Origin of the sequence: Chryseobacterium sp. JM1 (genome assembly GCF_000737715.1) — a bacterium.
In the GTDB taxonomy this organism is placed as follows: Bacteria; Bacteroidota; Bacteroidia; order Flavobacteriales; family Weeksellaceae; genus Chryseobacterium.
The window spans coordinates 20,694-45,440 of the sequence record NZ_JPRN01000006.1 but is presented as its reverse complement, the minus strand read 5'-3'; the positions used below and the strand labels follow the sequence as shown (position 1 = coordinate 45,440).

Sequence of the window (24,747 nt, the reverse complement as noted above, 5' to 3'; positions counted from 1 at the left end):
TATCAGCAAAGAGAAAGTCCGTTGGATTACATCAGTTTTTTGTTTTCGGCTGTACATGAGCGTTTTTAATCCAATGAATAACCCTTACTAATTTTATCTAAATTTTTAAATACCTTCTCAACTTAACACTAACAATTTGCGCATTATAATAATCATTTAACTAAATAATAGCTATATTTGTTTATTATAACAAACATATCATGCTCGATTTTGTTACTATTAAAGACGTTAAAAACAGTATTGGAACCTGGTGCAGAGAGATGCGTAAAGCAGAAAGTCTTACAAAACAGGAATTAGCTGAAGAGCTGGGTCTTTCCAGATTCACCATTGCTAAACTTGAAAACGGGGAAAATCCCACGCTGGAAACGGTATTGAAAGTATTACAGCATTTTGATGAAATCAAATCAGTTAATCAATTCGTTACCGAAAAAATAGAAAACATTAAAGATCATCCTTCCATGTACTAGATATGGCTAAAAATCAAATTATATCTGTTCATTTTCAGGGTTTAGAAATTGGAAAAATTGGCTATGATGAAAATCAGCGCAAATCATCTTTTCAATATAATCCTGCTTTTTTGGAAAGAGACCTGTACAAAAGAATATTTCCATACATCATCAGGAGAAGTCCAAATGTTCAGGTTTTTTCAGAATTTGAAGGTGAATCTTTCCGGGGTTTGCCTCCAATGATAGCGGATTCTCTGCCCGATTATTTTGGAAATATTGTTTTTAAAGAATGGCTGGAAGCTACTCAAAAAGATTTTATCAATATCCCTCCGTTACAACAACTTACCTACATTGGCCAAAGAGGAATGGGCGCCCTGGAATTCGCTCCGGCCAAAGATATCAGATCGAATAGCTCAATAGATGTGGAGGAAATAGCTGAAGTAGTAAAAAAGGTTCTTGATATTAAAACATCTATTCGGGAAAAGGGATTGAGCGATTTGGCATTACTCAATATTTTCAAGATCGGAACTTCTGCAGGGGGTGCGAGACCCAAGATTTTAGTTTCAGAACATAAAAAAACAGGTCTTTTAGTAGCCGGTGATTTAGAAACGTCGATAGACTACCATCATTATCTGATAAAACTTTCAGTGGAAGAAAACAAGGGATATTCTAAGGAGAAAGTAGAATTTATTTACTACCAGATTGCCAAAACATTGGGAATTGAAATGATGGATTCTAAAATAATTGATGATAAACATTTTGCCACTTTACGTTTTGACCGTCAACACGGAGAGAAACAACATATTCTTACCGCTTCGGGAATGACTGGCTGGGATTTTAAAAAGCCGGAAAATTCATCATATGAGAACCTCTTCAGATTGTCTGTAGATCTCAGGCTTCCTCACAAAGATATTGAACAGCTTTTCAGGCGAATGGTTTTTAATCTTGTTTTTGCCAATAGTGATGATCATTTAAAAAATTTCTCTTTCATTTATACTACTGAAAAAGACCGTTGGAACCTCGCTCCTGCCTACGATTTAACTTATCCGCTTGATGCTTTAAAAAATTACACCAGAGTTTCCAGAGCAATGTCAGTTAACGGAAAAAGAAATGGCATTACCAGAAAAGATATTCTTACAATAGCAGATCAGTTCACTGTCAAAAATCCAGCGCCTATCATTGATGATATCGTTTCAGCAACAAGCCTTTTCAGACAGTTTTCCGAAGAGCAGGATATCCCGTCTAAAGTTATAGACAAGATTGAATCTGAATTTATCCGTATATAACTCAAATTATAATTTCATAGCTTATCATTTGGGTTATATACACCTTAACCTACGTCTATAATTCAATTGAAAACCGGTCTCTGTCGTTCAGAAACTGAAAGTGCTTCCGGAAATCTTTTAATTCTTCCATATTCAGCTCTGCGGAGATGATATTTCCGTTCTTTTGAGAAATTTCCGTTCCGTCGGCAAAAAAGCAGTGTGAGCTTTCCTGGTAAACAAGATTATTTCCGTCTGTTCCAATTCGATTTAAACCAAAAACAAAAGACAGGTTTTCTATGGCTCTTGCCTTTAAAAGATGCTCCCAGGCTCCTACTCTTTTTTCAGGCCAGTTGGCAATATACAAGATGGCATCGTAATCGTCATTATTTCTCGCAAAAACAGGAAAACGAAGATCATAGCACACCTGCAGCAGGATCCTGAATCCTTTATAATTCACAATCATTCTTTTATATCCCGGACTATACACTTTATCTTCTCCCGAAAAGGAAAAAAGGTGTCTTTTATCATAGAAAAAACCTTCAGAATCAGGTTGCACAAAGTACATTCTGTTGTAAAAATGTCCTCCTTGTTCTACAGGAGCACTCCCACAGAAGGCTGCATTTTTTTCTTTAGCCATTTTCTTCAGAAACTCCAGAGATTCTTCATTTCTGTCCGAAACTTCAGCCGCATCCATGCAGAAACCGGTAGAGAACATTTCAGGAAGCAGGAAAATATCAGCCTCTACTTCTTTAAAGTGTTCTTCGATCAGTTGAAAATTTTTGTCTTTATTTTTCCAGACAATATCTAAATTAAGTCCTGCTATTCTCATAAACTTTGTTAAATAACTTCAATAAAAATACGATTTTCCAATGATTTCGGTTCTATTTTTGATGAGGATATTTTTCATTATTATCATTTAATAAAAAGTAAAGTTTATGAAGAAATTGTTTTTTGTGTTGATGATCGCTTTTTTCGGAACGGCTGCCAACGCTCAGGCTTATACAGGAAAAGGGGACCAGAAAATTCAGCTGGGACTGAGTGCATGGGGTTATGGAACGGGAGTTACCGGAACTTATGACTATGGGCTGAACAAGCTTATATCAGTAGGTGCCGGTCTGAATGCGTATTTTGGTGACTATAAAGATAATGACAAAGACAACCGTGTTTTTGTATTCGGGAGACTGAATTTCCACCTTCAGGAAGCGCTTGATCTGCCTTCCAAGTGGGACATCTATCCCGGTGTAGACATAGGAGTGCTGGGTAAGGATTTTGGAATCGGGGCGCACATTGGAGCCCGTTACTTTTTCACAGAGAAAGTGGGCGTTTTTGCAGAAGTAGGCAACAACGGCAGTATCGGTGTTTCTTTCAATCTGTAATATCCGCTAAATATATGACAAAGCTTCTCATTTAGAGGGGCTTTTTTATTTGGCATAGTTTTGATAATTGTTACCTTTGCAAATTAAAATCTAAAATTTATTAATGGAATTAGCAATCAAGATTTTCCAGTTCATACTAAGTATTTCTATTTTAGTGGTTCTTCATGAGCTTGGACACTTTTTACCGGCAAAATGGTTTAAGACCAGAGCTGAGAAATTCTTCCTGTTTTTCGATCCATGGATTTCGATCTTTTCAATGAAGAAGATCAACGGAAAATGGCAGTATAAATTTCTTTCCAAAAACCTTCCGGATACAGAAACTATCGTGGTAGACGGAAAAGAGAAAGAAGTTCCTATCGATATATCAAAACTTCCTGACAACGACTGGAGAAAACATCCGGAACAGACGAAATACGGAATCGGATGGCTTCCTTTCGGTGGTTATGTGAAAATCGCCGGAATGATTGACGAAAGTATGGACACCGAGCAGATGAAAAAACCTGCAGAGCCATGGGAATTCAGATCAAAACCGGCCTGGCAGAGACTGATCATTATGCTTGGAGGGGTTACGGTTAACTTTTTTCTGGCGTGGATCATTTTCGGATGTCTTTCGTATTTCAACGGGGAAACCTCTTTTGATACGACAAGAGTAGAGGCGCCGATGCATTATACCAGTATTGCAAAAGCAATGGGCTTTGAGGATGGTGATAAGATCTTAAAAGTAGACGGGAAAGTTCAGAACAACCTGGATAAACTGTCTTTAGATATTTTACTAAGCGATCAGGTAACCGTTTTAAGAAAAGGCCAGGATGTTACTTTTAACACGAATGACGATGGAAAAGCACTGGCTTTCAAAGACGAAAACCCAAGAGCATTCCTTACACCTAGATATGCACCGGTAATTGACACCATCGTGAATCCTAAAACTGCTGAGGCAGGTTTAAAAATAGGAGATCAGGTGGCTTCGGTAAACGGTCAGAAAATCAGTTATTATGACGAGCTGCAAGGTGTTGTTGTAAAAAATGCTGGAAAGACTATTAATATGGAGGTAATAAGAGCTGGCGCAGTACAGCCTTTAAGCCTTGAGGTTTCTAAGGAGGGTACTTTAGGGATCGCTTCTTATAAGCAGCTTCAGAAATATGCCAATACGCAGCATTTCACTTTCGTGCAGTCTATCGGAAGAGGATTTACGAGAAGTATTGAAAGCTTAACGTATCAGGTGAAGCAGTTTAAACTGGTATTCAACAAAAAAGTTCAGGGATATAAGAAAGTGGGAGGTCCGTTAGCGATCATCAAGAATATGCCGGTAGAGAAGTCGAAAGACGGATCGGTATCGGTGAACTGGAGCATGTTCTGGAGTTTTACCGCGATGTTCTCTGTATGGTTGGCATTCCTTAACCTGATTCCTATCCCGGGTCTTGACGGTGGTCACGTATTATTTACGCTATGGGAAGTGATTACGGGGAAACCTGTACCTCAGAAAGTCTTGGAAAACGCACAAATGATCGGGGTTATCTTCCTGTTAGGATTGATGGTACTGATCTTCGGAAGCGACATTTTCAAAGCAGTGACCGGCAGTTTATAATTTTTTTGAATTTTTTTCTAAAAAATATTTGTAAGGTATAAATATTCGTCCTATATTTGCACCACTTAAAACAAAGGACATTCCTCCTTAGCTCAGTTGGTTAGAGCATCTGACTGTTAATCAGAGGGTCGCTGGTTCGAGCCCAGCAGGAGGAGCCAACAAGACTTACAGAAATGTAGGTCTTTTTTTTGCTTTAAACTTTTCAGATTTGATAAATCAATTATATCTTAGCATTTAATTAACAGTACGATAGGGTATAAATATCAAATTTCTTCATGAAAAAACTTTATATTTCATTATTAACAGCCTTTTCCATCATTCAGATTTCAGCGCAGGAAAAATCTTACTTCTTATCAAGTCCTTCACTTAGCCCTGACGGAACAACAGCTTACTTTGCTTATGACGGAGACATTTGGAAAGTAGACTCTAATGGTGGAAATGCTTCAAGAATTACCGCTTTAGACGGAGAAGAAATTAATCCGCGTATTTCTCCCGACGGAAAATGGCTGGCATTCAGCTCCAATCAGTATGGAAATTATGATGTTTATGCAATGCCTGCAGAAGGTGGAACTATTAAACAACTCACCTTCCATACCGGAAAAGATGAAATAGAAAACTGGGGATGGGACAGCAAAACGCTTTATTTTACATCAAACAGGAATAATAATTTTGGTAGTTTTAAAACGACCATTGAGGGAAAAACTCCACAAAAGCTTTTTAACAACTACTTTAACAACACCAGTGGACTCGCCGAAACTCCTGCGGGAGAATATCTTTTCACCAGTTCTTCAGAAGCCGTCAATCAGACACACCGCAAGCGTTACAAAGGAGAAAATAACCCTGATATCTTAGCGTACAACCCACAGAGCAACGCTTTCAAACAATACACGAATTACGAAGGAAAAGATTTTAATCCAAGTGTCGATAAAAATGGTGTCATTTATTTTATCTCTGATGAGAATAACAATGAATACAACCTTTATCAACTTGAAAACGGTAAAAAGGCACCGCTGACTCAATTTGACACTTCTATCAAAAAACCGTTTGTTTCCGCAAGCGGATCCAAAGTCATATTCGAAAAGGATTATCAGCTCTATATTTATGACGTTGCCACAAAAAGCACAAAAGCTTTGAACGTCAGCCTGAATACCAATAAAACACTGGAAAAAGAGCAAAATTTCGGTGTGGAAAACAACATTTCCTATTACGATGTTTCACCGGATGGTAAAAAGATGGCTTTTGTAAGCCGCGGCGTTCTGTTCGTTTCTGACATTGAAGGAAAATTCACCCAACAAATTTCCAATGGAAAAGAGCGTGTCATGGAAGTAAAATGGCTGAAAAACAATCGTACCTTACTTTTTAGCCAGACGGATAAAGGCTATCAGAACTGGTTCAGTATTGCTGCGGACGGAAAGGACCAACCTAAACAATTGACCCAAGATTTACGCAACAATCGCAGCATCACCTTAAATCATGATCTGACAAAGGCGGTTTACTTAAGCGGCCGCGATGAAGTAAGAATAATGGATACGAAAAGCTTCAACTCCACCACGATTGTAAAAGATGAAATCTGGGCTTTCCAAAATTCCAGACCTTCTTTTTCTCCTAACAGCGAATATGTACTATTCTCCGCAAAAAGGAATTTCGAGCTGGATATTTTCATTTACAACATCAAAAAGAACCAGACCATAAACCTTACCAATACAGGCGTTTCAGAGGAAGATCCGTTCTGGTCTCCTAATGGTAAATATATTTATTTCAGCAGCGACAGAACCAATCCGTCCTACCCTTTAGGCATGCAGAAATCCAACATTTACCGCATGGCCCTGGATTGGTTTGATGAGCCTTATAAATCTGAAAAATTCGACAAACTTTTCATTGAAGAGAAAAAAGGCAAAAAATCCTCCGATACAGCTAAAGACGATAAAGATAAAAAAGACGAAGGCAAGGAGAAAAAGAAAGAGAAAGAACTCGTTATAAAGGAACTCAAAGTCAATCCGGAAAATACGCTGGAAAGGATAGAATTGGTTACCGACAGATACGGATATCAGGACGATCCTATCGTTTTTGCTGATGACAAGAAAGAGATTTTACTGTTTAATTCCAATCAGGATAATGGAAAAAAACAGCTGTTCAAAAAAGTTTTTACTGATTTTGAGCCCGCAAAATCTGAGAAAGTCTTCGATAAAGACGCTTCTAATATCACCCGAATTGAAAAAAATCTTTTTGCTTTAATAGAAGGGAATATTTACAAAATGACCCTTGAAGCATTAAAGCCGGAAAAAATTAATATTCAATATACTTTTGATAAGGATCTGGCTTCCGAATTCACCCAAATGTATGATGAAGCTTGGACAGGAGTTGATGAAAATTTCTATGATGAAAACTTTCACGGTATCAACTGGAAAGCAAAGAAGGAACAGTATGCCAAATATCTTCCGTATGTAAACAACAGAAACGATCTGCGAATTTTATTGAATGATCTTTTGGGTGAACTTAATTCTTCACACACCGGGTTTTCTTCATCCGGAAAAGAGGAAACCAGATATCTAAACTATTTTACAAGCCCGAAAAAGCAGGAGGAGCTCATTCTTACTTTCAGCCGTAACGGGAAAAATATAACAACAAAAGTACACCCGATTGCCAATACAGATCTAAAAGGACTCCTTTATGATGACTGGATATTCAACAACCGTCAACGTGTGAATAAGCTTAGCGACAACCGTATTGCTTATTCTTACATGAAAAATATGACCACTGACGAACTGGACCGCTTCCTGCTGGATATGGTAGAACAGGAAAACAGGAAAGATGCCGTCATCCTTGATCTAAGATACAACACCGGCGGAAATGTTCATGATAAAGTATTGAATTTTCTGGCTCAGAAGCCTTATCTCCAGTGGAAATACCGTGAAGGAAAAATGACCACGCAACCCAACTTTGCTCCTGCCGGGAAGCCTATTGTTTTGCTGATTAATGAAGCCTCATTAAGCGATGCTGAATTGACTGCAGCCGGCTTTAAAGCACTGAAACTGGGGAAAATCATCGGCCAGGATACGTATCGCTGGATTATCTTCACTTCAGGAAAAAGCCTGGTTGACGGCTCTTATTACAGGCTGCCTTCGTGGGGAACCTATACCCTTGACGGGCAAAATCTTGAAAAAACAGGTGTAAAACCGGACATTTACATTAAAAACACGTTCATTGACCGCCAAAAGGACAATGACCCGCAATTGGAACGGGCTGTTCAGGAAATACTGAAAGACTTAAAGAAATAGAAAACCAGGAATCAGGTTGTGGATTGCACAGACCGTAAATGAGATTCTATAAAAAATAGAGGCTGTCTTTTGAATTGCCTCTATTTTTTTGCATATATTTTGCATGATAAAGAATCATTTAATCAAATAAACATCATGCCTTATCTGTCCAGGATTTATTTAAAAGACGAACATCCTAAAGATTATCCTTTTAATCTTCCTTTTCTGAGCAACGGCTTAGATCTGAAACTTAAAAGCAATGTCACCTTCTTTGTGGGAGAAAACGGAATTGGCAAATCCACTCTGATGGAGGCTATTGCAGAAAAGTGTGACTTTAATGCAGCGGGAGGCAGCCGGAACCACCGGTATGATTTCCACAAAACCGAATCCGGCCTCTCAGATTATCTTACTCTTTCCTGGAAAACCAAGACCGCTCAGGGATTTTTCATGCGAGCCGAGAGTTTTTTCAACTTCGCCACCTATATTGATGAAGTCGCTAAGGAAGATGCAAGAGTTCTGGACGCCTATGGAGGCAAATCTCTGCATCAACAATCGCATGGCGAGGCATTCCTGTCATTATTCCACAATCACTTCCAGAATGGGCTTTATATTCTTGATGAGCCTGAGTCTGCCCTTTCGCCTCAAAGACAGCTTTCATTATTATCTATCATTCACAAACTGGAGAAGGCCGGAAAAGCTCAATTCATTATTTCAACCCATTCACCGATTCTGATGTGTTATCCCGGCGCAGAAATTTATTTATTAGATGATCAAATTCAATCGATCCATTACAAAGAAACCGAGCATTATCAACTAACAAAGAATTTTTTAGAATCTCCGGAGCACTATTTCCGGCATTTATTTGAAGATTATTAGAGTTAAATAAAAAAGAGTTGAAATATTTCTAGCTGAAATTCAACATTTTTGGTTAAAATTGACGGTAAATTGGGGATAAAATTTGCCTGATATTAATATTCCTTTTATATTTGCAGCACCTTAAACAGAGGAAAATTCCTCCTTAGCTCAGTTGGTTAGAGCATCTGACTGTTAATCAGAGGGTCGCTGGTTCGAGCCCAGCAGGAGGAGCAAAAAGACTTACAGAAATGTAGGTCTTTTTTTATGCCCTGAATTCAAACAACCTATCATTATTAAGGATCAATTTCAAAACTTAGGGAGTCGGCTTTTTTAAACATTAAGAAATTAAGATCTTAAACGATGGGTGCTTAAAGAACTTAAAAAAAATCAATTTATTGATTTCTTCATTCATAACAATAAGCATACTTCTTAAATCCTTAATGTTTAAATTAAGAAATAAACTAAAGTTTATTGAGGTTAAAGAAATTAAGGTCAATTTTAAACAGATTGTAATTATTTTACTTCCCAAGTTTGAGATTAATCTATCATTAACGAGTCTCAAAAATTGAAACGTAAACGAAAATTTACTGCTCTCGTTGATTATACGAAAGCATAAATCCGCATCATCTGATTAATCTGCGTGAGATATTTAACCCTCCCACTCCTTTCATGAGAATCAATAAAATTAATTCCTTCGTTGCTTCCTTTATAAACCTGCTCTAAAAACATCCCCATTTCTCTACTTTTCCACAAAACAGCAAAAACGTTAGTTATTTTTTCTTATTTACAACAACTATGAAATCTACAATCCAGAATCCATATTTGTGGAAAAACATTTCATACTTGAAATAATCAGCTGAAAATAAAAACTTTATCATTGTTAATAACCTGTGGAAAAACTATTAAGAAGATATGAGTACATCATGGAGAACACCTTACAAATCCGTGGAAAAAATGTTAATAGCATGTCAGAAACCTGTGAAAAGTCCATTAATAAACGATTTAAAAATGTTGAGTTCCTGTGGAAAAAATGTGAATAGCGGGAATTAACCCCATCTGTTAATCCTTATTTTACATTTTTCAGATCAGGCTTCAATAGTGTTTATTTTGTTATGAAATACATTCCTATTAAGTAATTAATTGTCACAATCTTTTACTGTTATTTTCGTTACATTTGTAGTTTTGTGATTTTTCATAGAAAACGTTAAAAAATATGATCTTTTTTAAATAAACAGCACGCTTTTTGTTTGTGCTAATTGCCTGAAGAACCAAATGATGTTAAATAACAACTCTAAATATTATAACCTTTTTTTCCTGCTTTTTATATCCACTCTTACGTATGCCCAAAACACAGCAAACGGTAGAATTACAGATGCGAAAACGAACAAGGAAATTACGGGTGTAGATATATTTATCAATGACCATACTGAACCTCTCCTGAAGACCACTTTGGGAAGTTTTACAGTTCAATCTGACAGTCTTATTACTAAACTAAAATTTTCGAAAAAGAACTATTCCTCAGAAACAGTTACAGTTACTCCGGAAAATGCTCAAAATATTTTTGTGAAGCTTTCACAGGAAAAGGTAAGCAGCATTGATGAGATTGTGATCCATAACGAAAAACCTAAATATAAAAATAAGAAGGAAAACCCTGCTTACGCGATTATGCAGGAGGTATGGAAAAGAAAAAGGAATAACGGTTTAGAGAAATTTGACACGTATACTTACAAAGAATACGAAAAGATTCAGTTTGACGCCAATAATCTGGACAGCGCTTTCATGAGCAAAAAGATTTTCAATAAACTGGATTTCATCTTTGAATATGCAGATTCTACAGCCAGCGGAAAAATAGGACTTCCCATTTTCCTGAATGAATCTATTTATGAAAACTTTGGAGAAAACAAACCCGGGAAAAAGACCAAAAGACTACTGGTCGCTCAGAAAACCTCAGGATTTCAGGACAATCAGGTGATCACTATCACTGCCAAAAACCTTTACAGAGATATTAATATTTACGATAATACCTTAAATTATTTTGACATCGGGTTTCCGAGTCCTGTAGGTTCAAACGGTTTCAGCACTTACGATTATAATTTAACGGACACCATCTCCATCCATGGGGAAAATGCTTATAAGATCAGATACCAGCCAAAAAGAAAAGAAGTTCTGGCTTTCCAGGGCTATCTCTATATAGACACAGACAGTTATGCGGTTTTGGGTGCGACTTTAAAATCCACACAGAAAATCAATGTCAACTTTATCAACAGTATTTCCACAGAGCTGGAATATGACAATCCGGACGAAAATACATTCCTTCCGAAAAAATTTATCACAGAGATAGAACTTACTCCTTTTGCAAAAAAGAGAACTTCGAAAAGTATTATTGCAAAACGATCGGTGGACTATTCACAATATGAATTCAACAAACCTATTGACGATAAAACCTTTAACCGAAAAGCAGAAGAATACGACGCAAAATTTGTGGATAAAGATGATGCCTATTGGGTAAAAGCAAGACCGGATTCATTATCCAAAGCTGAGCAGGGAGTCTATGAGATGCTTGACAGACTACAGCAGACCCCAAAATTCAACCGTATTGTAAAACTTTACGAAACGCTTGCATCAGGATATTACAACGCTTTTAAAGGCATTGACATCGGTCCTATCTTTTCAATTTACGGTAAGAACGAAGTAGAAGGTGACAGAATAAGATTGGGAGCAAGAACTTATTTCGGGCAAAATGACCCGTGGAGAGTTCAGTTTTACACTGCCTACGGATTCAAGGATCAGCAGGTCAAATACGGCGCTGAAGCACGCTATATGTTTAACAGGGTCAACAGATTCATGATCGGAGCAGGAACCAAAAGAGATATTGAGCAGTTGGGAGTACAACTTACTACTGATGACGGAATTATGGCGCGTACTTTTGCCTCTTCTACCCTTTTTGCAAGAGGAGAAAATGCATCTTTAAGTTCCATCAACAAGACAAACATTTTCGCTTCTATTGAGCCATGGAAAAACTTCCAGATTAGAGTGGACGGAACTTTACAGAGCATCAAATCTGCCAATCCTGAGAAATTCAGCCTGATGTATTTCCGTGATGGTGATTTACGTAAAACACTTAATGACTCTCACGTCACCCTTAGTTTAATCGCAAGACCAGGTGCAAAATTCTCACAAACCGGAGTAGACCGCTACGAGCACGGTACATTGGCCCCAACCATCATATTGAAATATACACGTGGAATTGAAGGCCTTTTTAATGGAGACTTTAATTATAACAGACTTCAGTTTATGTTCTATAAACCTGTACTGATCGGAAGCTGGGGTAAAACCCTTGTAAGTTTTGAGGCAGGAAAAACTTTTGATACCGTTCCATTGGGACTTCAGAACGTGATTCCAGGAAACCAGTCTTATAACCTCGCACAGAATACTTTTGCACAGCTTAATTACTATGAATTTGTAGCCGATACCTATACAACGCTTCATCTTGAGCACCATTTCAATGGAAAGATACTTTCGTACATTCCATTGATCAAAAAACTGAAACTGAGAGAAATTGCGTTTATCAGAAGTGCCTACGGAACTTTAAGCGATGCTTCTAAAGCCATCAACGTAGACGGATTTAAATATTCCGCGCCAAGCGAACAGATCTATTTTGAATACGGATTCGGAATTGAAAACATCGGAATCGGAAACCTTAGGATATTCAGGGTTGATTTTAACTGGAGAGGAAATTACCTTGACAGACCTGATATCTCCACATTTGGAGTAAAAGCCGGATTCCAGGTAGGATTTTAAAATATAAAATGGGCTGTTTCACTTGTGAGACAGTCCATTTATTTTGGTTTCAACTATAATTGATCTATTAAAAAAGCCTCATGATACAAGCTTTATTATTAGGGTATTTTAGCAAACTTCGCAAAAATCAATAACCATATTCATACATTTTCTCTTTTGCTGATCAGTCCACTGGCACCATTCCGCACACCATGTTGCCGGAACCGGACAATCTGAACCACGTCCACCATTAATGTTTTTTAAATCTCTTTTTGCTAATTTTCTTAAGTTTTTCATAGGGTATTGCTTTAATTTACTGTTTAGTTTTATTCGTAATTTTCAGATAAAAAATTCGTTATAATTAAATATTAGCGAAATATTTTACCATTAGATAAATAAAAGGTCTCCAGCTAAAACCGGAGACCTCCTTTTTCAATAACTTTATTTATGTTAACATCCGCATGGATCTGGATCCATAACCATGTTAGGACATCTAAGTCTCTGCTGCGGCGTCCATGAGCACCATTCTCCGCAGGTAGTTGCAGGCGGCGGGCAAGCCAAAGCACCTCCTTCTATTGTTCTCAATTGTTTTTTAGATAATTTTCTTAGATTTTTCATAATAGTTTTGTTTTAAATTGGTTGTGATTTTTGAAAAAGGATTAGCAGTCACAAGGCATATCAAGTACAGCATTTAAGCAATGTGCCTTTTGCCACGCACTCCATGAGCACCATTCTGAGCACCAGCTGGCCATAGGAGGACATCTTTCTGCACCTCCGTTGATGTCCTTCAGATTTCTCTTCGTCAATTTTTTCAGATTTTTCATAGTAATTTGTTTTAATTTGTTGGCCTACTCTATACGCTTTTCGGCATCCGCAAATGATTTGTTATTTGATAGTTAACAAATATATAAATATTTCACAATAATTGGAATATTAACGAAAATATTTTTACATTCGGCGCATATAGACATAAAAAAACCTCAGCAAATGCCGAGGTTTAGTTTTTTATAAAACGCTTAAATGATTATGCGTTTGCTTCTACAGATACAAAAGATCTGTTGTTTGCTTTCTTTCTGAAAACTACTTTACCGTCTACTAGTGCAAACAAAGTATGGTCTTTACCCATTCCCACGTTTTCACCTGGGTGGTGCTGAGTACCTCTCTGTCTGATAATAATATTTCCGGCAATAGCTTCTTGTCCACCGAAAATCTTCACACCTAATCTCTTAGAGTGAGACTCTCTACCGTTCTTGGAACTACCGACTCCTTTCTTGTGTGCCATTTTATTACTGGATTATTTGTTAAGTGCTTTAAATGTATCAATATTCTTAACGATAGCAGCATCTACTTCTTCGTGAGTAAGAATAGTTTTTTCTAATTCAACTTTAACTGCTTTACCTAAAGTAATTAAAGTTTCTCTGTTTTCTTTAGACTGAGACAAGTTGTTTTTCTTCAAGTGATAGTTCAGCTCGTGATCTTCACTAAAGTTAACAGTTGCGTTGTCTGAAAGAACTTCAGCTTTCACAGTTTCTTTTTTAGCAGCTTTCTTAGAACCTCCTTCAAAACCAGTAATACCAGTGATTTTAATTTGAGTTAAAGATTGTCTGTGACCGTTCTTAACTTGGTAACCTTTTCTTCTTTTCTTCTTGAAAACGATTACTTTATCAGCTTTTACGTGGTCTAGGATCTCTGCATCTACAGTGATTCCGCTTACAGCTGGGGCGCCAACAGTGATTGAACCGTTTACAGTAAGAAGAATTTTATCAAAAGAAACTTTGTCTCCTTTTTCTCCTTTCAAACGGTTTACAAACAACTTCTGGTCTTGCTCAACTTTATATTGAAGCCCTGCTATTTCTACAATTGCAAACATTGTTTATAAATTTTTAGTTATTTCGAGGTGCAAATATATGAATAAATTTCTAAATAGCTTGCAATCAGATCTGTATTTTTTAATAAAAACATTTAGGGTCTTTTGAAAAATTTCATCCACTAGAATATCCATTGGCAGACGAGCCCTTAAGAGGACCTTACTTTGTACAAACAGTTCATAATTACAGTTATTTCAATACTAAAATTAAAATTAGCTGATAAATTTCTATACAAAATTGCTATTTGGTTTATTTTTTTATCAAAAACATTACAAAAACATAAATTCACTATGGTTTGAATAATTTTTAACATCAAAGTGCTGATAATTAAAAGATAATTTTATACCTTCGTTATCACCAAAAATATTTTATATGAAAAGAAACTTCAAATTCTGCCTGTTGGCGGGAGCCATTGCCGCTTTCTCACTGTCAGCGTGCCGTGATGACAAAATGGAGGAATCCGTTCTTCCTGAATCTCAATCTGCAAGCGCCAAGCTTGAACAACCGGGAGACCTTGAAAAGAGTTGCTCCTACGTAGACCAATACTGGAGCTCATCTGCAGTTCTTAAAACCACCCTTTCCAATTCTACAGACACCAACTTCATGAATGCTCAAATGACTAAGATTGCAAGTCTTTGGGGAAGAAGTAACCCAACGCTTCGTTTTGTAGATGATCCATCCAATTTCAATTCCACTTACAATGCAATCTCGTATTCTACAGGGAAAATTTATTACGGTTACGCAATTTACGCGGATGCCAAAAACAAAGGCGGAGACATTGTCAATGCCATGATCCTTGCTCATGAATACGGCCACCAGCTACAATATATCTTTAATCTTCCTACAGTAAATGAATCCACAGCAAGACCGAATGAACTGGAAGCAGACGGTTTCGCAGGATATTACCTAAGAAGACCAAATGGGTACAACAAAACGAATTTCGCAGAAATTGCTGCTGCCTATGAATTCGCACAGAGCATCGGAGATTACCAGACTACGAGCGCCAATCACCACGGAACTCCTCCACAAAGAAGATCTGCGGTACGTTTAGGTTTCCTTTTAGGACAGTATGATCTTAACGCAGCTAATTTCGATTATAACTTCTTCTATTATTATCAAGGTGTATTAAACGGAACATATAAAATGGGCAAGAACTCTGTAAATCCGGAGATCGATGCTTATATGAGCCAGTACATGGATGAACTTAGAAAAATCCAGACCGGAGAAATTTCTGCAGAAGAATTTAAACAACTTAAATAATAAACATTCATTTTTAGCATATTTAACAAAAGGAGGCAGGCAGCGATGTCCTGTCTCTTTTCATTTTTATGAATAAATCTCCTAAAGTTTATTTACTTTTGAACCATATCCTACAACAATGAACAGAGACCTCTACATTGATTTTGCCAAGGGAATGGCAACACTTTCCATCATATTCATCCATACCGCTTTCTGGTCGGGACAGTTTTATATTCCGACAGAGGTCAGGGTATTTTCTCTGGTATTTGATGTTGCCCTTTTTTATGCTTTAAGCGGAATAACTTCCGGATCGAATGTAGAAAAGACATTCTACAGACTCTTAAAACTTCAGATCACCTATATGATCTTTGTGACCTTCCTGTTCTTTATGGATTACTTTTTCAAGTTTTTCGGACTAACTTTCTTTTCCCTGGAATGGCTGCAGAGTTTCTATTCAACCTTCGGATCAAAATACGCTACGACCGGCGTTTCTGATATCCCTCAATGGCAAAACCTTGGAAACTGGTACTTACACCAATACACCAACGCGGACACTTTCCCGGTAGTCATGGGAAGTTTCTGGTATCTGAAAGTCTATTTTATTCTGGCTGTTTTTGGAGTTTTGATCTTAAGATTTTTCCCAAAACATGTCAACTGGTTCATAGGACTGTGCATTGCCCTTACATTATTATTCAATATTTTTCCGGAAATATATCCGGCTGGCCAGGTGGGATATGTTGCTTTTTATCTAGCCATCTTTTTAATTGCCAACAGAATGCGGGGGAAACAAATTCCGGTTAAAATGATTCCTGTGCTATACGCAATCGTTGCCGCAGCTTTGATCTGGATGTTCTGGTATTACGGAAGTGAAATATTTTACAAAATCAACAAAAATAAATTTCCACCAAAAATTCCTTATATCATTTGGTCATTGTTTTCTCTGACCACCTTATTTGTTCTTTACAACAGATTAAAAATCACAAAAGAAAACTTCGTCACCCATATCGGGAAGAATGCCATCTTTTTTTACTTTGCCCAAGGACTAAGTTCATCGCTGGTGTATTTCATTGTCGTTGCTTTAAAGGAAAATATGCCCTGGTGGACACTGATGATCCTTATTTATATCATTAATATTATTCTTGCCTTCATTATCGCTGCAGGATTGAAAAAAATAGACGATTTAGGATGGAAAATTTTAGAGTTTTTAAGGCAAAAAACGGCTTCTTAACAGTTTAACAGCCAATTTGAAATAAAATAATCTTTATTATCGCAATTTATTTTAATTTTACAAAAAATTCAAAACATGTTTAAGTTGAAACTTCCTACCGATCCAAGGTGGGCAAATATTGCAGAAGGAAACATAGGAGAAATTTTAACGGATCATGCGTGGTGCGAGCAGAAAGCCACAACCAATGCCATCAGTTTAATCAATATGCTCCCAGAACACCCGGAAATCGTCACTGAACTGATTGCCATTGCGCAGGAAGAACTTGATCATTTCAGCCAGGTGCACGAAATTATCAAGAAGAGAGGATACGTTTTCGGAAAAGCGAGAAAAGATGATTACGTCAATGAGCTGGCTAAGTTTGTTGTTCAGGGAAGCAGAGAAGACTTAATTGTTGACAAACTCCTTTTTGCTGCCATGATCGAAGCAAGAAGCTGTGAAAGATTCAAAGTGCTTACGGAGAACATCAAAGACGAAGAGCTTAAAACTTTTTATAAAGAACTCATGATCTCGGAAGCCAATCATTATACCACTTTTATTGGTTTCGCAAGACAGCTGGGCGACATCGAAAAGGTAAACAAACGTTGGGAAGAATGGCTGGAATACGAAGCTAAAATCATTCAATCTTACGGAAACAAAGAAACCATTCACGGCTAAAATAAAAAAGTAAAAAATCCACGTTGAAAAAACCGACCTTCGAAAATATTGCCAATTTTTTCCTGAAAAACTTCTTTCAGGGACTGGTTATTATTGGTCCCATCGGGCTTACCATTTTTGTGATCTGGTATATTGTAAGTGCTATTGACAATATCATTCCATCCGTCGCAAAGGAAATCCCGGGTCTGGTTTTCGTTTCAACCATCCTGATGACTGCGATCCTGGGCTATCTGGGAAATAAATTCGTAGTTGGAAGGTTCTTTTTTGACACCATGGACAGCCTGCTGGAGAAAACTCCGGGGGTGAAACATATCTATACGCCTACAAAAGACGTCATGTCTTCATTTGTAGGAGACAAAAAGAAATTCAACGATCCTGTCTGGGTAAAAACCAATGAAAATCCGGAAATCTGGAGAATCGGTTTTCTTACCCAAAAAGAGATGTCGGACGTTGACAAGCACAATTACGTTGCGGTATATCTGCCCCATTCCTATGCTATTTCAGGATGGGTAATTGTTACTGAAGAAAAAAACATCAAACCTGTAGTGGGAATGACTGCGGCTTCTGCCATGAAGTTTGCCGTAAGCGGCGGTGTAGCCGGGTTCCATTCTGACGACAATATATTTAAAGCTCCGGAGTAATTTCTTCTGCTCCATTTAAATATACATTGATGAATTTGAAATTTTTTCAAACAAATTTTCTTTAAAAACAATCCAAAAAATATTTTAACGCATGAAATTACCGTACGCGGAACCATTCCGTATCAAAATGGTGGAGGAAATCCGCCAGTCTACAAGAGAGGAAAGAGAGCAGTGGCTTAAAGAGGCCAATTACAATCTTTTCAACCTGAAATCATCACAGGTGTTCATCGATCTTCTTACCGATTCAGGAACAGGTGCTATGTCCGACAGACAGTGGGGTGCATTGATGACCGGAGATGAAAGCTACGCAGGATCCCGTTCTTTCGAACAGCTTCAGAATACCGTTGAGAAAATCACCGGATTTAAATATTTATTGCCTACACACCAGGGAAGAGCTGCAGAAAACGTTCTTTTCTCAGTTTTGGTAAAAGAAGGCAACGTAGTTCCCGGAAACTCTCATTTCGATACTACCAAAGGGCACATCGAGTTCAGAAAAGCACATGCTGTGGACTGTACCATCGACGAAGCTTTTGACATCAATGATCTTCATCCGTTTAAAGGAAACATCAATCTTGAAAAACTGGAAGAAATCTATAAAAGCCATCCAAAAGAAAACATTCCTTTCTGCTTAATCACCATTACCTGTAATTCTTCAGGAGGACAGCCTGTTTCTCTAGAAAATATGAAAGCGGTAAGAGAACTTTCCAACCGTTATGGAATTCCAGTTTTCTTTGATTCTGCAAGATTCGCTGAAAATGCTTATTTCATCAAAAAAAGAGAAAAAGGCCAGGAAAACAGAAGCATCAAGGAAATCTGTAAAGAAATCTTCTCATACGGAGACGGAATGACGATGAGCTCTAAGAAAGACGGATTGGTGAATATCGGAGGATTTATTGCTTTAAACAGCGAGGAAACCTTCAGAAAAGCATCTAATTTCACCATTATCTACGAAGGTTTCATCACGTATGGTGGTATGGCCGGCAGAGATATGGCTGCATTAGCGGTTGGACTTGACGAGGCTACAGAATTCGCTTACCTTGAAAGCAGAATTTCTCAGGTGGAATATCTTGGAAACAAACTGATTGAGTATGGAATTCCGGTACAGAAACCTATCGGAGGACACGCTGTTTTCATCGATTCTCTAAATTTCCTTCCCAACGTATCAAGAGCAGAATACCCAGCACAGACTTTAGGACTTGAGATTTACAAGGAAGCCGGAATCAGAACGGTAGAGATCGGTACTTTACTGGCAGACAGAGATCCTGAAACCAGAGAAAACCGTTATCCGAAACTGGAACTGGTACGCCTTGCCATTCCAAGAAGAACCTACACGAATAACCACATGGATTATATCGCGGCAGGGATCAAAAACGTTTATGAAAGACGTGATGAAATCTCCAAGGGATACAAAATAACCTGGGAACCAGATTTACTACGACATTTCACAGTACAACTTGAAGAAGCATAAAACAAAACCGGGATTTATTTCCCGGTTTTTTGATGTATTTAGTTGGGTTAAAAATATATTAGTCCCTCTTTTTCAGAAACATAGCACATTTTATACATTTCGGTTTATTCCCAAACAGTTTTAAATCATATTCAATTATTTTTTTCAATTAGTGAGTGTTTTTAATTTACATTTGCACTTATCAAAATAATAGTTTACATGATGTAAGCTAAAACACTAACTGAAAAATTCCACTATTCCGAAATGAACAAAATTGCTGTCGTGGGCGCCGGCATCTCCGGCTTAAGCATAGCGAATTACCTAGAAAAAAACCAACTGGATTACCATATTTATGAGAGAAGAAAAAAAGATGATCTTACAGGCCACGGCTTTCTCCTTCCCAAGGAGGGAATAGAATATCTTTCACAGATTGTTGATCCTTCTGAGCTTTTCAAACAGGGTAATTTTTTAAAGAAATACATCCGGTATTCACACAAAGGAAAAATACTGGCAGAAAAAGATCTTCATGACGTTTTCGTGATTTCGAGAAGCTCTCTGATCAAGATTCTTGCCCGGAATATTCCAACTGAAAAAATCACGTATGAGGAAACAGTTACCCCTTGCACTATTCAAAAAGGGAAGCTGAAAAAGCAGGACGGAACTTATATCGATTCTGATCTGGCAATTGTTTCAGACGGTTCCAAAAGCCGTATCAGAAGAGAAACGTTCAAAGATGAAACGATGAAAACCGTTCAGGAAAATGAAATCGTCAATATCATCCACTGCAAAGACATCGCAGCCCGTTTAGAGAGTAATTTCATGAAATACCACCATGAAGACGGCGGATTAACGTTTGGCATCCTTAAACTTTCGGAAGATACAGTCTTATGGTACTCCCAGCTTGATAACGAAAAATATAAGATCAGTGAAACGTCTTCTGTTGAGAGCCTTAGAAATTATATGTTTGATATTTTTGACGATTGGGATCCTATGGTTTCATCCATCGTAAAAGGATCGAATTATGAAAATGTACATTTGTGGCGTGTCTATGAACTGGAAACACTTAATCCTTTTTATAAAGACAATATTGTTTTCATCGGTGATGCAGCCCATCCGCTTATCCCTTTTACAAGTCAGGGCGTCACCTCAGCATTAAAGGATTCTTATACCCTTACCCAATATTTAACATCAGAAGAAAACATCACTGATGCTTTCAGAAAATATGAAGCTGAAAGAAAACCGGAAATAGAAATCCACATCAGAAACGGAAGAATTCTGCTCGACCAGTTTCTAAAACCTCTTGACCAGCAAACCGAAAATATTTTACCCATATCATATAAATAGAGACCATGTTTAGCAATAACGATATCAATTTTGAAGCACTAAAAAGAAAAGCCTACAACGGAAGATGGGCAGCCATAGAAGAAGGTATTATCCCACTTACAGCAGCAGATCCTGACTTCAGGACCGCCCTGGAAATCGAGCAGGGAATCATAGAATATATCAAAGACGGCTACCTCAGCTACGGACCTTTCTCCGGACTTCCTGAGTTCAAAAAAAATGTTGCAGAGCATTTTAATACAGATAAGCATGGAAATTTTTCACCTGAAAATATACTGGCCATCAACAGTGCCGCCCAGGGAATGTTCCTGATCGCGTCCTATGTTTTAAAACCCGGAGACGAAGCTATTATCTTAGATCCAGTGGATTTTCTGTTCAAAAGATCCGTGGAAGCAGCAGGCGGAACGGTGAAATTATGTCCTGTAGATCACACAACGGGAGCTATTGATTTCGAGAAAATGGTTCAGCAGATTAATCCGAAAACCAAACTGATCAGCATCTGCAATCCCCACAATCCACTTGGAAAAGTATATTCTAAAGAAGTCCTGAAAAAGGTTTCTGAAATTGCTTCGGCCCATGATCTTTGGGTGATGAGCGATGAAATATGGAGTGATATTATTTATGACAATAAAGACTTTCACACCTATTCATCCGTTTCAGAGGAGGCCAAGAAGAAAAGTTTTACCGTTTATGGCTTTTCAAAATCATTTGGAATTGCAGGCTTGAGAATCGGGGCTGTTTTGTGTAATGATCAGGATATTTTGGATGATTTTACAGAGAAATCAAATTTTAATTCGACCATAGAAGGAGTTTCTACCCTGTCACAGATTGCAGCAAGTGTCGCCCTGGAAAGAGCAAAGCCATGGTACAAGGAATTTCTGAGTCATTTGCAGAACAATAGAGATCTTGCCTTTGACATTCTGACCCGTTCAGAAATCTTAAGTCCTAACTTACCGGAAGCCACTTTCGTCCTGTTTCCAAAGATTAAAAACAATCTGACCAGTGATGAATTCACCCAACATGTCCTGCAGCACGGGAAAGTTGCGGTTGTTCCCGGCTCCGAACGATGGTTTGGAAAAGGGGCGGAAGGTCATATCCGGATTTGTTTTTCCACTTCTCAGGAAATTTTGGAAGAAGGTCTCGATCGAATTATTAGAAGCTTTTAAGGTTAAAAAAATTCTTTGTTTTTAGTTAAATAATTAATATTTTTCTTAATTTAAACAAAATCAACGTTCATTTAAATAATTCATACACAATACTTCATTTTCACATTGATTTGAGAATAAATTTCAATATTTTTGAAACAATCACCAAATCCGATATGAAATATGAAAATAATATACACAAGTGTTCTTTTTTTAGGGACTGTATCGATGTTTTATTCGCAAAACACCAATGATACTATTTCCAAAGAATCCAGAATAGACGAGATTTCCGTTACCGGAAGCCGTAATAAAAAAAGAACCGTTACCAATACCCCTGTTCCTGTTGACGTTATTGATATCAAGCAAGTAAGCCAGTCGACAGGGCAGATAGAGGTAAACCAACTTCTTCAGTTCAGTGCACCTTCATTTAACTCCAATAAACAATCGGGCTCAGATGGAGCTGATGCAGTAGATCCCGCCACCCTTCGTGGACTAGGGCCGGATCAGACGCTTCTCTTACTCAATGGAAAAAGATACCACCAATCATCACTGATCAATCTCTTCGGCACAAAAGGCCGTGGAAATACAGGATCAGACATGAATACAATCCCAATTGGAGCCATAAAAAGAATTGAAGTGCTGCGCGACGGAGCTTCGGCTCAATATGGTTCTGATGCGATTGCCGGGGTGATCAACGTTATTCTTAATGACCGGAATCACGGCTTTGAAGGGAATGCTTTTTACGGAATGAACCTGTTTAAAAGTCCGGGAGATAAAGATGTCGTATCTGAACGTAAAATAGACGGAACCACCTTCAATTTCAATGGAAACCTGGGAACAAAAATCGGGAACAAAGGAGGTTTTGGAAACTTCACAGTAGAATTTGTCAATAAAGAACGTACCATACGAAATGCTAACCCGGAAAAATATTCGTCTCCAAGAGAAAAGTTCGGAGATGCAAAGTCCCAGAATATTTATTTCTTCGGAAATGTAGAGCTTCCGTTATCTGACGGTTTGAAGTTTTATTCCCGTCAAGGATTTTCTCATCGTAAAACCAATGCTTATGCGTGGACAAGATCTGCAGATGCAGACGGAAATATTCCGGAAGTTTATCCAAATGGATTCAATCCGATGCAGAACACCAGCATTACAGATTTTACTTTTGACAATGGACTAAAATTTAAAGTCGCTGACTGGGATGTAGATTTTTACAACGCTTTCGGAAGCAATAGATTTACTTATGACATTGATAATACCATCAATGCTACTTTAGGAATACAATCACCGAGAGGTTTTAATGCCGGAGGTCACTCTCTTCTTCAGAATACAACAGGATTTAATGCCTCCAAACCATTTAAAGTGCTGGAAGGATTAAACGTAGCCTTCGGATCTGAATTCAGGTATGAACAGTTTGAAATCATTAAAGGAGAAGAAGCATCTTACGCGATGTATGATATCAATGGAAATATTGTTACCCCCAATACCCCTCAAGGTTTACTCGTAACCAATCCGATTTCGGGAGATGTACGTCCCGGCGGTTCACAGGGTTTTCCAGGTTATTCACAAGCAGTCGACAAAAACAGGAATAATTTTGCCGCTTATGTAGACACTGAACTTGACATTACTAAGAAGTGGATGATCAGTGTGGCAGGAAGATTTGAAAACTACAGTGATTTCGGAAGTACACTGAATGGAAAATTTGCCACACGATATGCTTTCACGCCTCAGTTTGCATTCAGAGGTTCGGTTTCAACGGGATTCAGAGCGCCTTCTTTAGCACAGAAATATTACAGTCTTCAGTTTACCAATTTCCAGGGAGGAAATCTGGTGACTATTCAATTGGCATCTAATGACAGCGATCTGGCTAAAACGGTGGGAATTCCACAGTTAAAACAGGAAACTTCATTAAACGGAAGTGCCGGATTTACTTTTAATACCGGAAAATTCACCGCAACTGTAGACGGATATTATATTAAAGTAAAAGACAGAATCGTATTGACCGGTAACTTTTCACAAGACGATGACGCGATAGGCGGAATTCTGGCTGAAAATCATATTGACCAGGCCCAGTTCTTCACCAATGCTATTGACACCAGAACGAAGGGAGTAGATGTTATTTTAAGCTACAATGAAAATATTGGTTCGGGAAGACTGACGGCTACTTTAGCCGGAAACTATAATGAAATGGAGATTACCAAAGTCAATACATCAGATAAACTGCAGGGAAAAGAAGAGGTCTATCTTAGCCCAAGAGAAAGAGCATTCATCTTAGCTTCAGCTCCGAAAACAAAGATCAATCTGAATTTAAACTATAAAATTGATAAGTTCAACGCCAATCTTCAGCTGGTAAGATTTGACAAAGTAAAACTAATAGGCTACGGCGGTGCAGATGACTACCAACTTTATGGCGCAAAAGTAACCACCGATATCTCTTTCGGTTACGAGTTCTCAAAGAATTTCAACTTAACCATTGGAAGTAAGAACTTATTTAATCGATATCCTACCCTACAAACCGCTGCTGTAGACGGCAATACAGAGTCCGGAGGGATTTTCGATCCTGTACAGATGGGCTTTGCAGGAAGACAGGCTTTCGCAAGACTAAACTTTAAGTTTTAAATAA

General features: G+C 37.9%; 21 protein-coding genes and 2 tRNA genes. 17 read left to right on the top strand and 6 right to left on the bottom strand.

Features of this window, described 5'->3' with window-relative positions; all coding sequences use genetic code 11:
* Nucleotides 1-200 precede the first annotated feature (200 nt).
* Together IW22_RS11975 and IW22_RS11970 are read left to right on the top strand one after the other, a co-directional pair.
* Nucleotides 201-467: a helix-turn-helix transcriptional regulator gene (locus tag IW22_RS11975; protein WP_034726849.1), complete on the top strand. Its 267-nt coding sequence runs from the start codon at nucleotides 201-203 to the stop codon at nucleotides 465-467.
* A gap of 2 nt (nucleotides 468-469) precedes the next feature.
* Nucleotides 470-1,732 carry a type II toxin-antitoxin system HipA family toxin gene (locus IW22_RS11970; RefSeq protein ID WP_034726848.1) on the top strand — a complete coding sequence of 421 codons (1,263 nt, stop codon included), beginning with the start codon at nucleotides 470-472 and terminating at the stop codon, nucleotides 1,730-1,732.
* Nucleotides 1,733-1,787: 55 nt separating this feature from the next.
* Here the strand turns inward: IW22_RS11970 and IW22_RS11965 are convergent, their stop codons facing one another.
* Complete coding sequence (locus IW22_RS11965; RefSeq protein WP_034726847.1) at nucleotides 1,788-2,540, bottom strand: nitrilase-related carbon-nitrogen hydrolase; 753 nt, start codon at nucleotides 2,538-2,540, stop codon at nucleotides 1,788-1,790.
* 106 nt (nucleotides 2,541-2,646) lie between these two features.
* Here IW22_RS11965 and IW22_RS11960 point away from each other — a divergent pair, with 106 nt between their 5' ends.
* The 7 genes from IW22_RS11960 (at nucleotide 2,647) to IW22_RS11930 (ending at nucleotide 12,585) form a co-directional block, all read left to right on the top strand.
* Nucleotides 2,647-3,087, top strand: coding sequence for a DUF6646 family protein (locus IW22_RS11960; RefSeq protein ID WP_034726846.1), 441 nt, complete (start codon nucleotides 2,647-2,649; stop codon nucleotides 3,085-3,087).
* A 103-nt stretch (nucleotides 3,088-3,190) separates the two neighbouring features.
* A complete protein-coding gene (gene rseP, locus IW22_RS11955) occupies nucleotides 3,191-4,672 on the top strand; it encodes an RIP metalloprotease RseP (protein WP_034726845.1) in 1,482 nt (493 codons plus the stop codon).
* An 81-nt stretch (nucleotides 4,673-4,753) separates the two neighbouring features.
* Nucleotides 4,754-4,830, top strand: a tRNA-Asn gene (locus IW22_RS11950).
* Nucleotides 4,831-4,947: 117 nt separating this feature from the next.
* Nucleotides 4,948-7,950 (top strand): S41 family peptidase, encoded by a 3,003-nt coding sequence (locus IW22_RS11945; protein ID WP_034726844.1) that lies wholly within the window; start codon nucleotides 4,948-4,950, stop codon nucleotides 7,948-7,950.
* A gap of 135 nt (nucleotides 7,951-8,085) precedes the next feature.
* Nucleotides 8,086-8,805 carry an AAA family ATPase gene (locus IW22_RS11940; protein ID WP_034726843.1) on the top strand — a complete coding sequence of 240 codons (720 nt, stop codon included), beginning with the start codon at nucleotides 8,086-8,088 and terminating at the stop codon, nucleotides 8,803-8,805.
* 136 nt (nucleotides 8,806-8,941) lie between these two features.
* Nucleotides 8,942-9,015, top strand: a tRNA-Asn gene (locus IW22_RS11935).
* Nucleotides 9,016-10,056: 1,041 nt separating this feature from the next.
* Nucleotides 10,057-12,585 (top strand): DUF5686 family protein, encoded by a 2,529-nt coding sequence (locus tag IW22_RS11930; protein WP_228384038.1) that lies wholly within the window; start codon nucleotides 10,057-10,059, stop codon nucleotides 12,583-12,585.
* 108 nt (nucleotides 12,586-12,693) lie between these two features.
* On the opposite strand, the gene IW22_RS24400 is transcribed toward IW22_RS11930, so the two are convergent.
* The 5 genes from IW22_RS24400 to rplU all read right to left on the bottom strand — a co-directional run bounded on the left by IW22_RS24400 (nucleotide 12,694) and on the right by rplU (nucleotide 14,434).
* Entirely contained in the window at nucleotides 12,694-12,861 is a 168-nt protein-coding gene (locus tag IW22_RS24400; protein WP_156122772.1) for a bacteriocin-like protein, read from the bottom strand.
* Nucleotides 12,862-13,014: 153 nt separating this feature from the next.
* Nucleotides 13,015-13,182 carry a bacteriocin-like protein gene (locus IW22_RS24395; protein WP_165571884.1) on the bottom strand — a complete coding sequence of 56 codons (168 nt, stop codon included), beginning with the start codon at nucleotides 13,180-13,182 and terminating at the stop codon, nucleotides 13,015-13,017.
* 41 nt (nucleotides 13,183-13,223) lie between these two features.
* A complete protein-coding gene (locus IW22_RS24390; protein ID WP_165571883.1) occupies nucleotides 13,224-13,388 on the bottom strand; it encodes a bacteriocin-like protein in 165 nt (54 codons plus the stop codon).
* A 200-nt stretch (nucleotides 13,389-13,588) separates the two neighbouring features.
* Nucleotides 13,589-13,846, bottom strand: a complete 258-nt coding sequence (gene rpmA / locus IW22_RS11925; protein WP_034726841.1) for a 50S ribosomal protein L27 — start codon at nucleotides 13,844-13,846, stop codon at nucleotides 13,589-13,591.
* A 12-nt stretch (nucleotides 13,847-13,858) separates the two neighbouring features.
* A complete protein-coding gene (gene rplU / locus IW22_RS24010; RefSeq protein ID WP_072925762.1) occupies nucleotides 13,859-14,434 on the bottom strand; it encodes a 50S ribosomal protein L21 in 576 nt (191 codons plus the stop codon).
* A 370-nt stretch (nucleotides 14,435-14,804) separates the two neighbouring features.
* On the opposite strand from rplU, the gene IW22_RS11915 reads away from it, so the two are divergent.
* The 8 genes from IW22_RS11915 to IW22_RS11880 all read left to right on the top strand — a co-directional run bounded on the left by IW22_RS11915 (nucleotide 14,805) and on the right by IW22_RS11880 (nucleotide 24,743).
* Nucleotides 14,805-15,692 carry a metalloprotease gene (locus IW22_RS11915; protein WP_034726840.1) on the top strand — a complete coding sequence of 296 codons (888 nt, stop codon included), beginning with the start codon at nucleotides 14,805-14,807 and terminating at the stop codon, nucleotides 15,690-15,692.
* A gap of 118 nt (nucleotides 15,693-15,810) precedes the next feature.
* Nucleotides 15,811-16,899, top strand: a complete 1,089-nt coding sequence (locus IW22_RS11910) for an acyltransferase family protein (protein WP_034726839.1) — start codon at nucleotides 15,811-15,813, stop codon at nucleotides 16,897-16,899.
* Between the two features lie 75 nt (nucleotides 16,900-16,974).
* Nucleotides 16,975-17,553: a tRNA-(ms[2]io[6]A)-hydroxylase gene (locus tag IW22_RS11905; RefSeq protein ID WP_034726838.1), complete on the top strand. Its 579-nt coding sequence runs from the start codon at nucleotides 16,975-16,977 to the stop codon at nucleotides 17,551-17,553.
* 23 nt (nucleotides 17,554-17,576) lie between these two features.
* Nucleotides 17,577-18,194: a DUF502 domain-containing protein gene (locus IW22_RS11900; RefSeq protein ID WP_034726837.1), complete on the top strand. Its 618-nt coding sequence runs from the start codon at nucleotides 17,577-17,579 to the stop codon at nucleotides 18,192-18,194.
* Between the two features lie 91 nt (nucleotides 18,195-18,285).
* A complete protein-coding gene (locus tag IW22_RS11895) occupies nucleotides 18,286-19,662 on the top strand; it encodes a tryptophanase (protein WP_034726836.1) in 1,377 nt (458 codons plus the stop codon).
* Nucleotides 19,663-19,905: 243 nt separating this feature from the next.
* On the top strand, nucleotides 19,906-20,985 hold the full coding sequence (locus IW22_RS11890) for an FAD-dependent monooxygenase (RefSeq protein WP_034726835.1): 1,080 nt from the start codon (nucleotides 19,906-19,908) through the stop codon (nucleotides 20,983-20,985).
* A 5-nt stretch (nucleotides 20,986-20,990) separates the two neighbouring features.
* Complete coding sequence (locus IW22_RS11885; RefSeq protein ID WP_034726834.1) at nucleotides 20,991-22,148, top strand: pyridoxal phosphate-dependent aminotransferase; 1,158 nt, start codon at nucleotides 20,991-20,993, stop codon at nucleotides 22,146-22,148.
* A gap of 162 nt (nucleotides 22,149-22,310) precedes the next feature.
* Entirely contained in the window at nucleotides 22,311-24,743 is a 2,433-nt protein-coding gene (locus IW22_RS11880; RefSeq protein WP_034726833.1) for a TonB-dependent receptor plug domain-containing protein, read from the top strand.
* Nucleotides 24,744-24,747 lie beyond the last annotated feature (4 nt).

What these genes read in the sequence shown, in the direction of transcription:
- IW22_RS24390 (WP_165571883.1), bottom strand. Translation starts at nt 13,388, where the DNA reads ATGAAAAATCTGAAAAAATTGACGAAGAGAAATCTGAAGGACATCAAC.
- IW22_RS11965 (WP_034726847.1), bottom strand. Translation starts at nt 2,540, where the DNA reads ATGAGAATAGCAGGACTTAATTTAGATATTGTCTGGAAAAATAAAGAC.
- IW22_RS11970 (WP_034726848.1), top strand. Translation starts at nt 470, where the DNA reads ATGGCTAAAAATCAAATTATATCTGTTCATTTTCAGGGTTTAGAAATT.
- IW22_RS11930 (WP_228384038.1), top strand. Translation starts at nt 10,057, where the DNA reads ATGATGTTAAATAACAACTCTAAATATTATAACCTTTTTTTCCTGCTT.
- IW22_RS11890 (WP_034726835.1), top strand. Translation starts at nt 19,906, where the DNA reads ATGAACAAAATTGCTGTCGTGGGCGCCGGCATCTCCGGCTTAAGCATA.
- rplU (WP_072925762.1), bottom strand. Translation starts at nt 14,434, where the DNA reads ATGTTTGCAATTGTAGAAATAGCAGGGCTTCAATATAAAGTTGAGCAA.
- IW22_RS11905 (WP_034726838.1), top strand. Translation starts at nt 16,975, where the DNA reads ATGTTTAAGTTGAAACTTCCTACCGATCCAAGGTGGGCAAATATTGCA.
- IW22_RS11880 (WP_034726833.1), top strand. Translation starts at nt 22,311, where the DNA reads ATGAAAATAATATACACAAGTGTTCTTTTTTTAGGGACTGTATCGATG.
- IW22_RS11895 (WP_034726836.1), top strand. Translation starts at nt 18,286, where the DNA reads ATGAAATTACCGTACGCGGAACCATTCCGTATCAAAATGGTGGAGGAA.
- IW22_RS11940 (WP_034726843.1), top strand. Translation starts at nt 8,086, where the DNA reads ATGCCTTATCTGTCCAGGATTTATTTAAAAGACGAACATCCTAAAGAT.
- IW22_RS11910 (WP_034726839.1), top strand. Translation starts at nt 15,811, where the DNA reads ATGAACAGAGACCTCTACATTGATTTTGCCAAGGGAATGGCAACACTT.
- rpmA (WP_034726841.1), bottom strand. Translation starts at nt 13,846, where the DNA reads ATGGCACACAAGAAAGGAGTCGGTAGTTCCAAGAACGGTAGAGAGTCT.
- IW22_RS24395 (WP_165571884.1), bottom strand. Translation starts at nt 13,182, where the DNA reads ATGAAAAATCTAAGAAAATTATCTAAAAAACAATTGAGAACAATAGAA.
- IW22_RS11915 (WP_034726840.1), top strand. Translation starts at nt 14,805, where the DNA reads ATGAAAAGAAACTTCAAATTCTGCCTGTTGGCGGGAGCCATTGCCGCT.
- rseP (WP_034726845.1), top strand. Translation starts at nt 3,191, where the DNA reads ATGGAATTAGCAATCAAGATTTTCCAGTTCATACTAAGTATTTCTATT.
- IW22_RS11975 (WP_034726849.1), top strand. Translation starts at nt 201, where the DNA reads ATGCTCGATTTTGTTACTATTAAAGACGTTAAAAACAGTATTGGAACC.
- IW22_RS11945 (WP_034726844.1), top strand. Translation starts at nt 4,948, where the DNA reads ATGAAAAAACTTTATATTTCATTATTAACAGCCTTTTCCATCATTCAG.
- IW22_RS11960 (WP_034726846.1), top strand. Translation starts at nt 2,647, where the DNA reads ATGAAGAAATTGTTTTTTGTGTTGATGATCGCTTTTTTCGGAACGGCT.
- IW22_RS11885 (WP_034726834.1), top strand. Translation starts at nt 20,991, where the DNA reads ATGTTTAGCAATAACGATATCAATTTTGAAGCACTAAAAAGAAAAGCC.
- IW22_RS24400 (WP_156122772.1), bottom strand. Translation starts at nt 12,861, where the DNA reads ATGAAAAACTTAAGAAAATTAGCAAAAAGAGATTTAAAAAACATTAAT.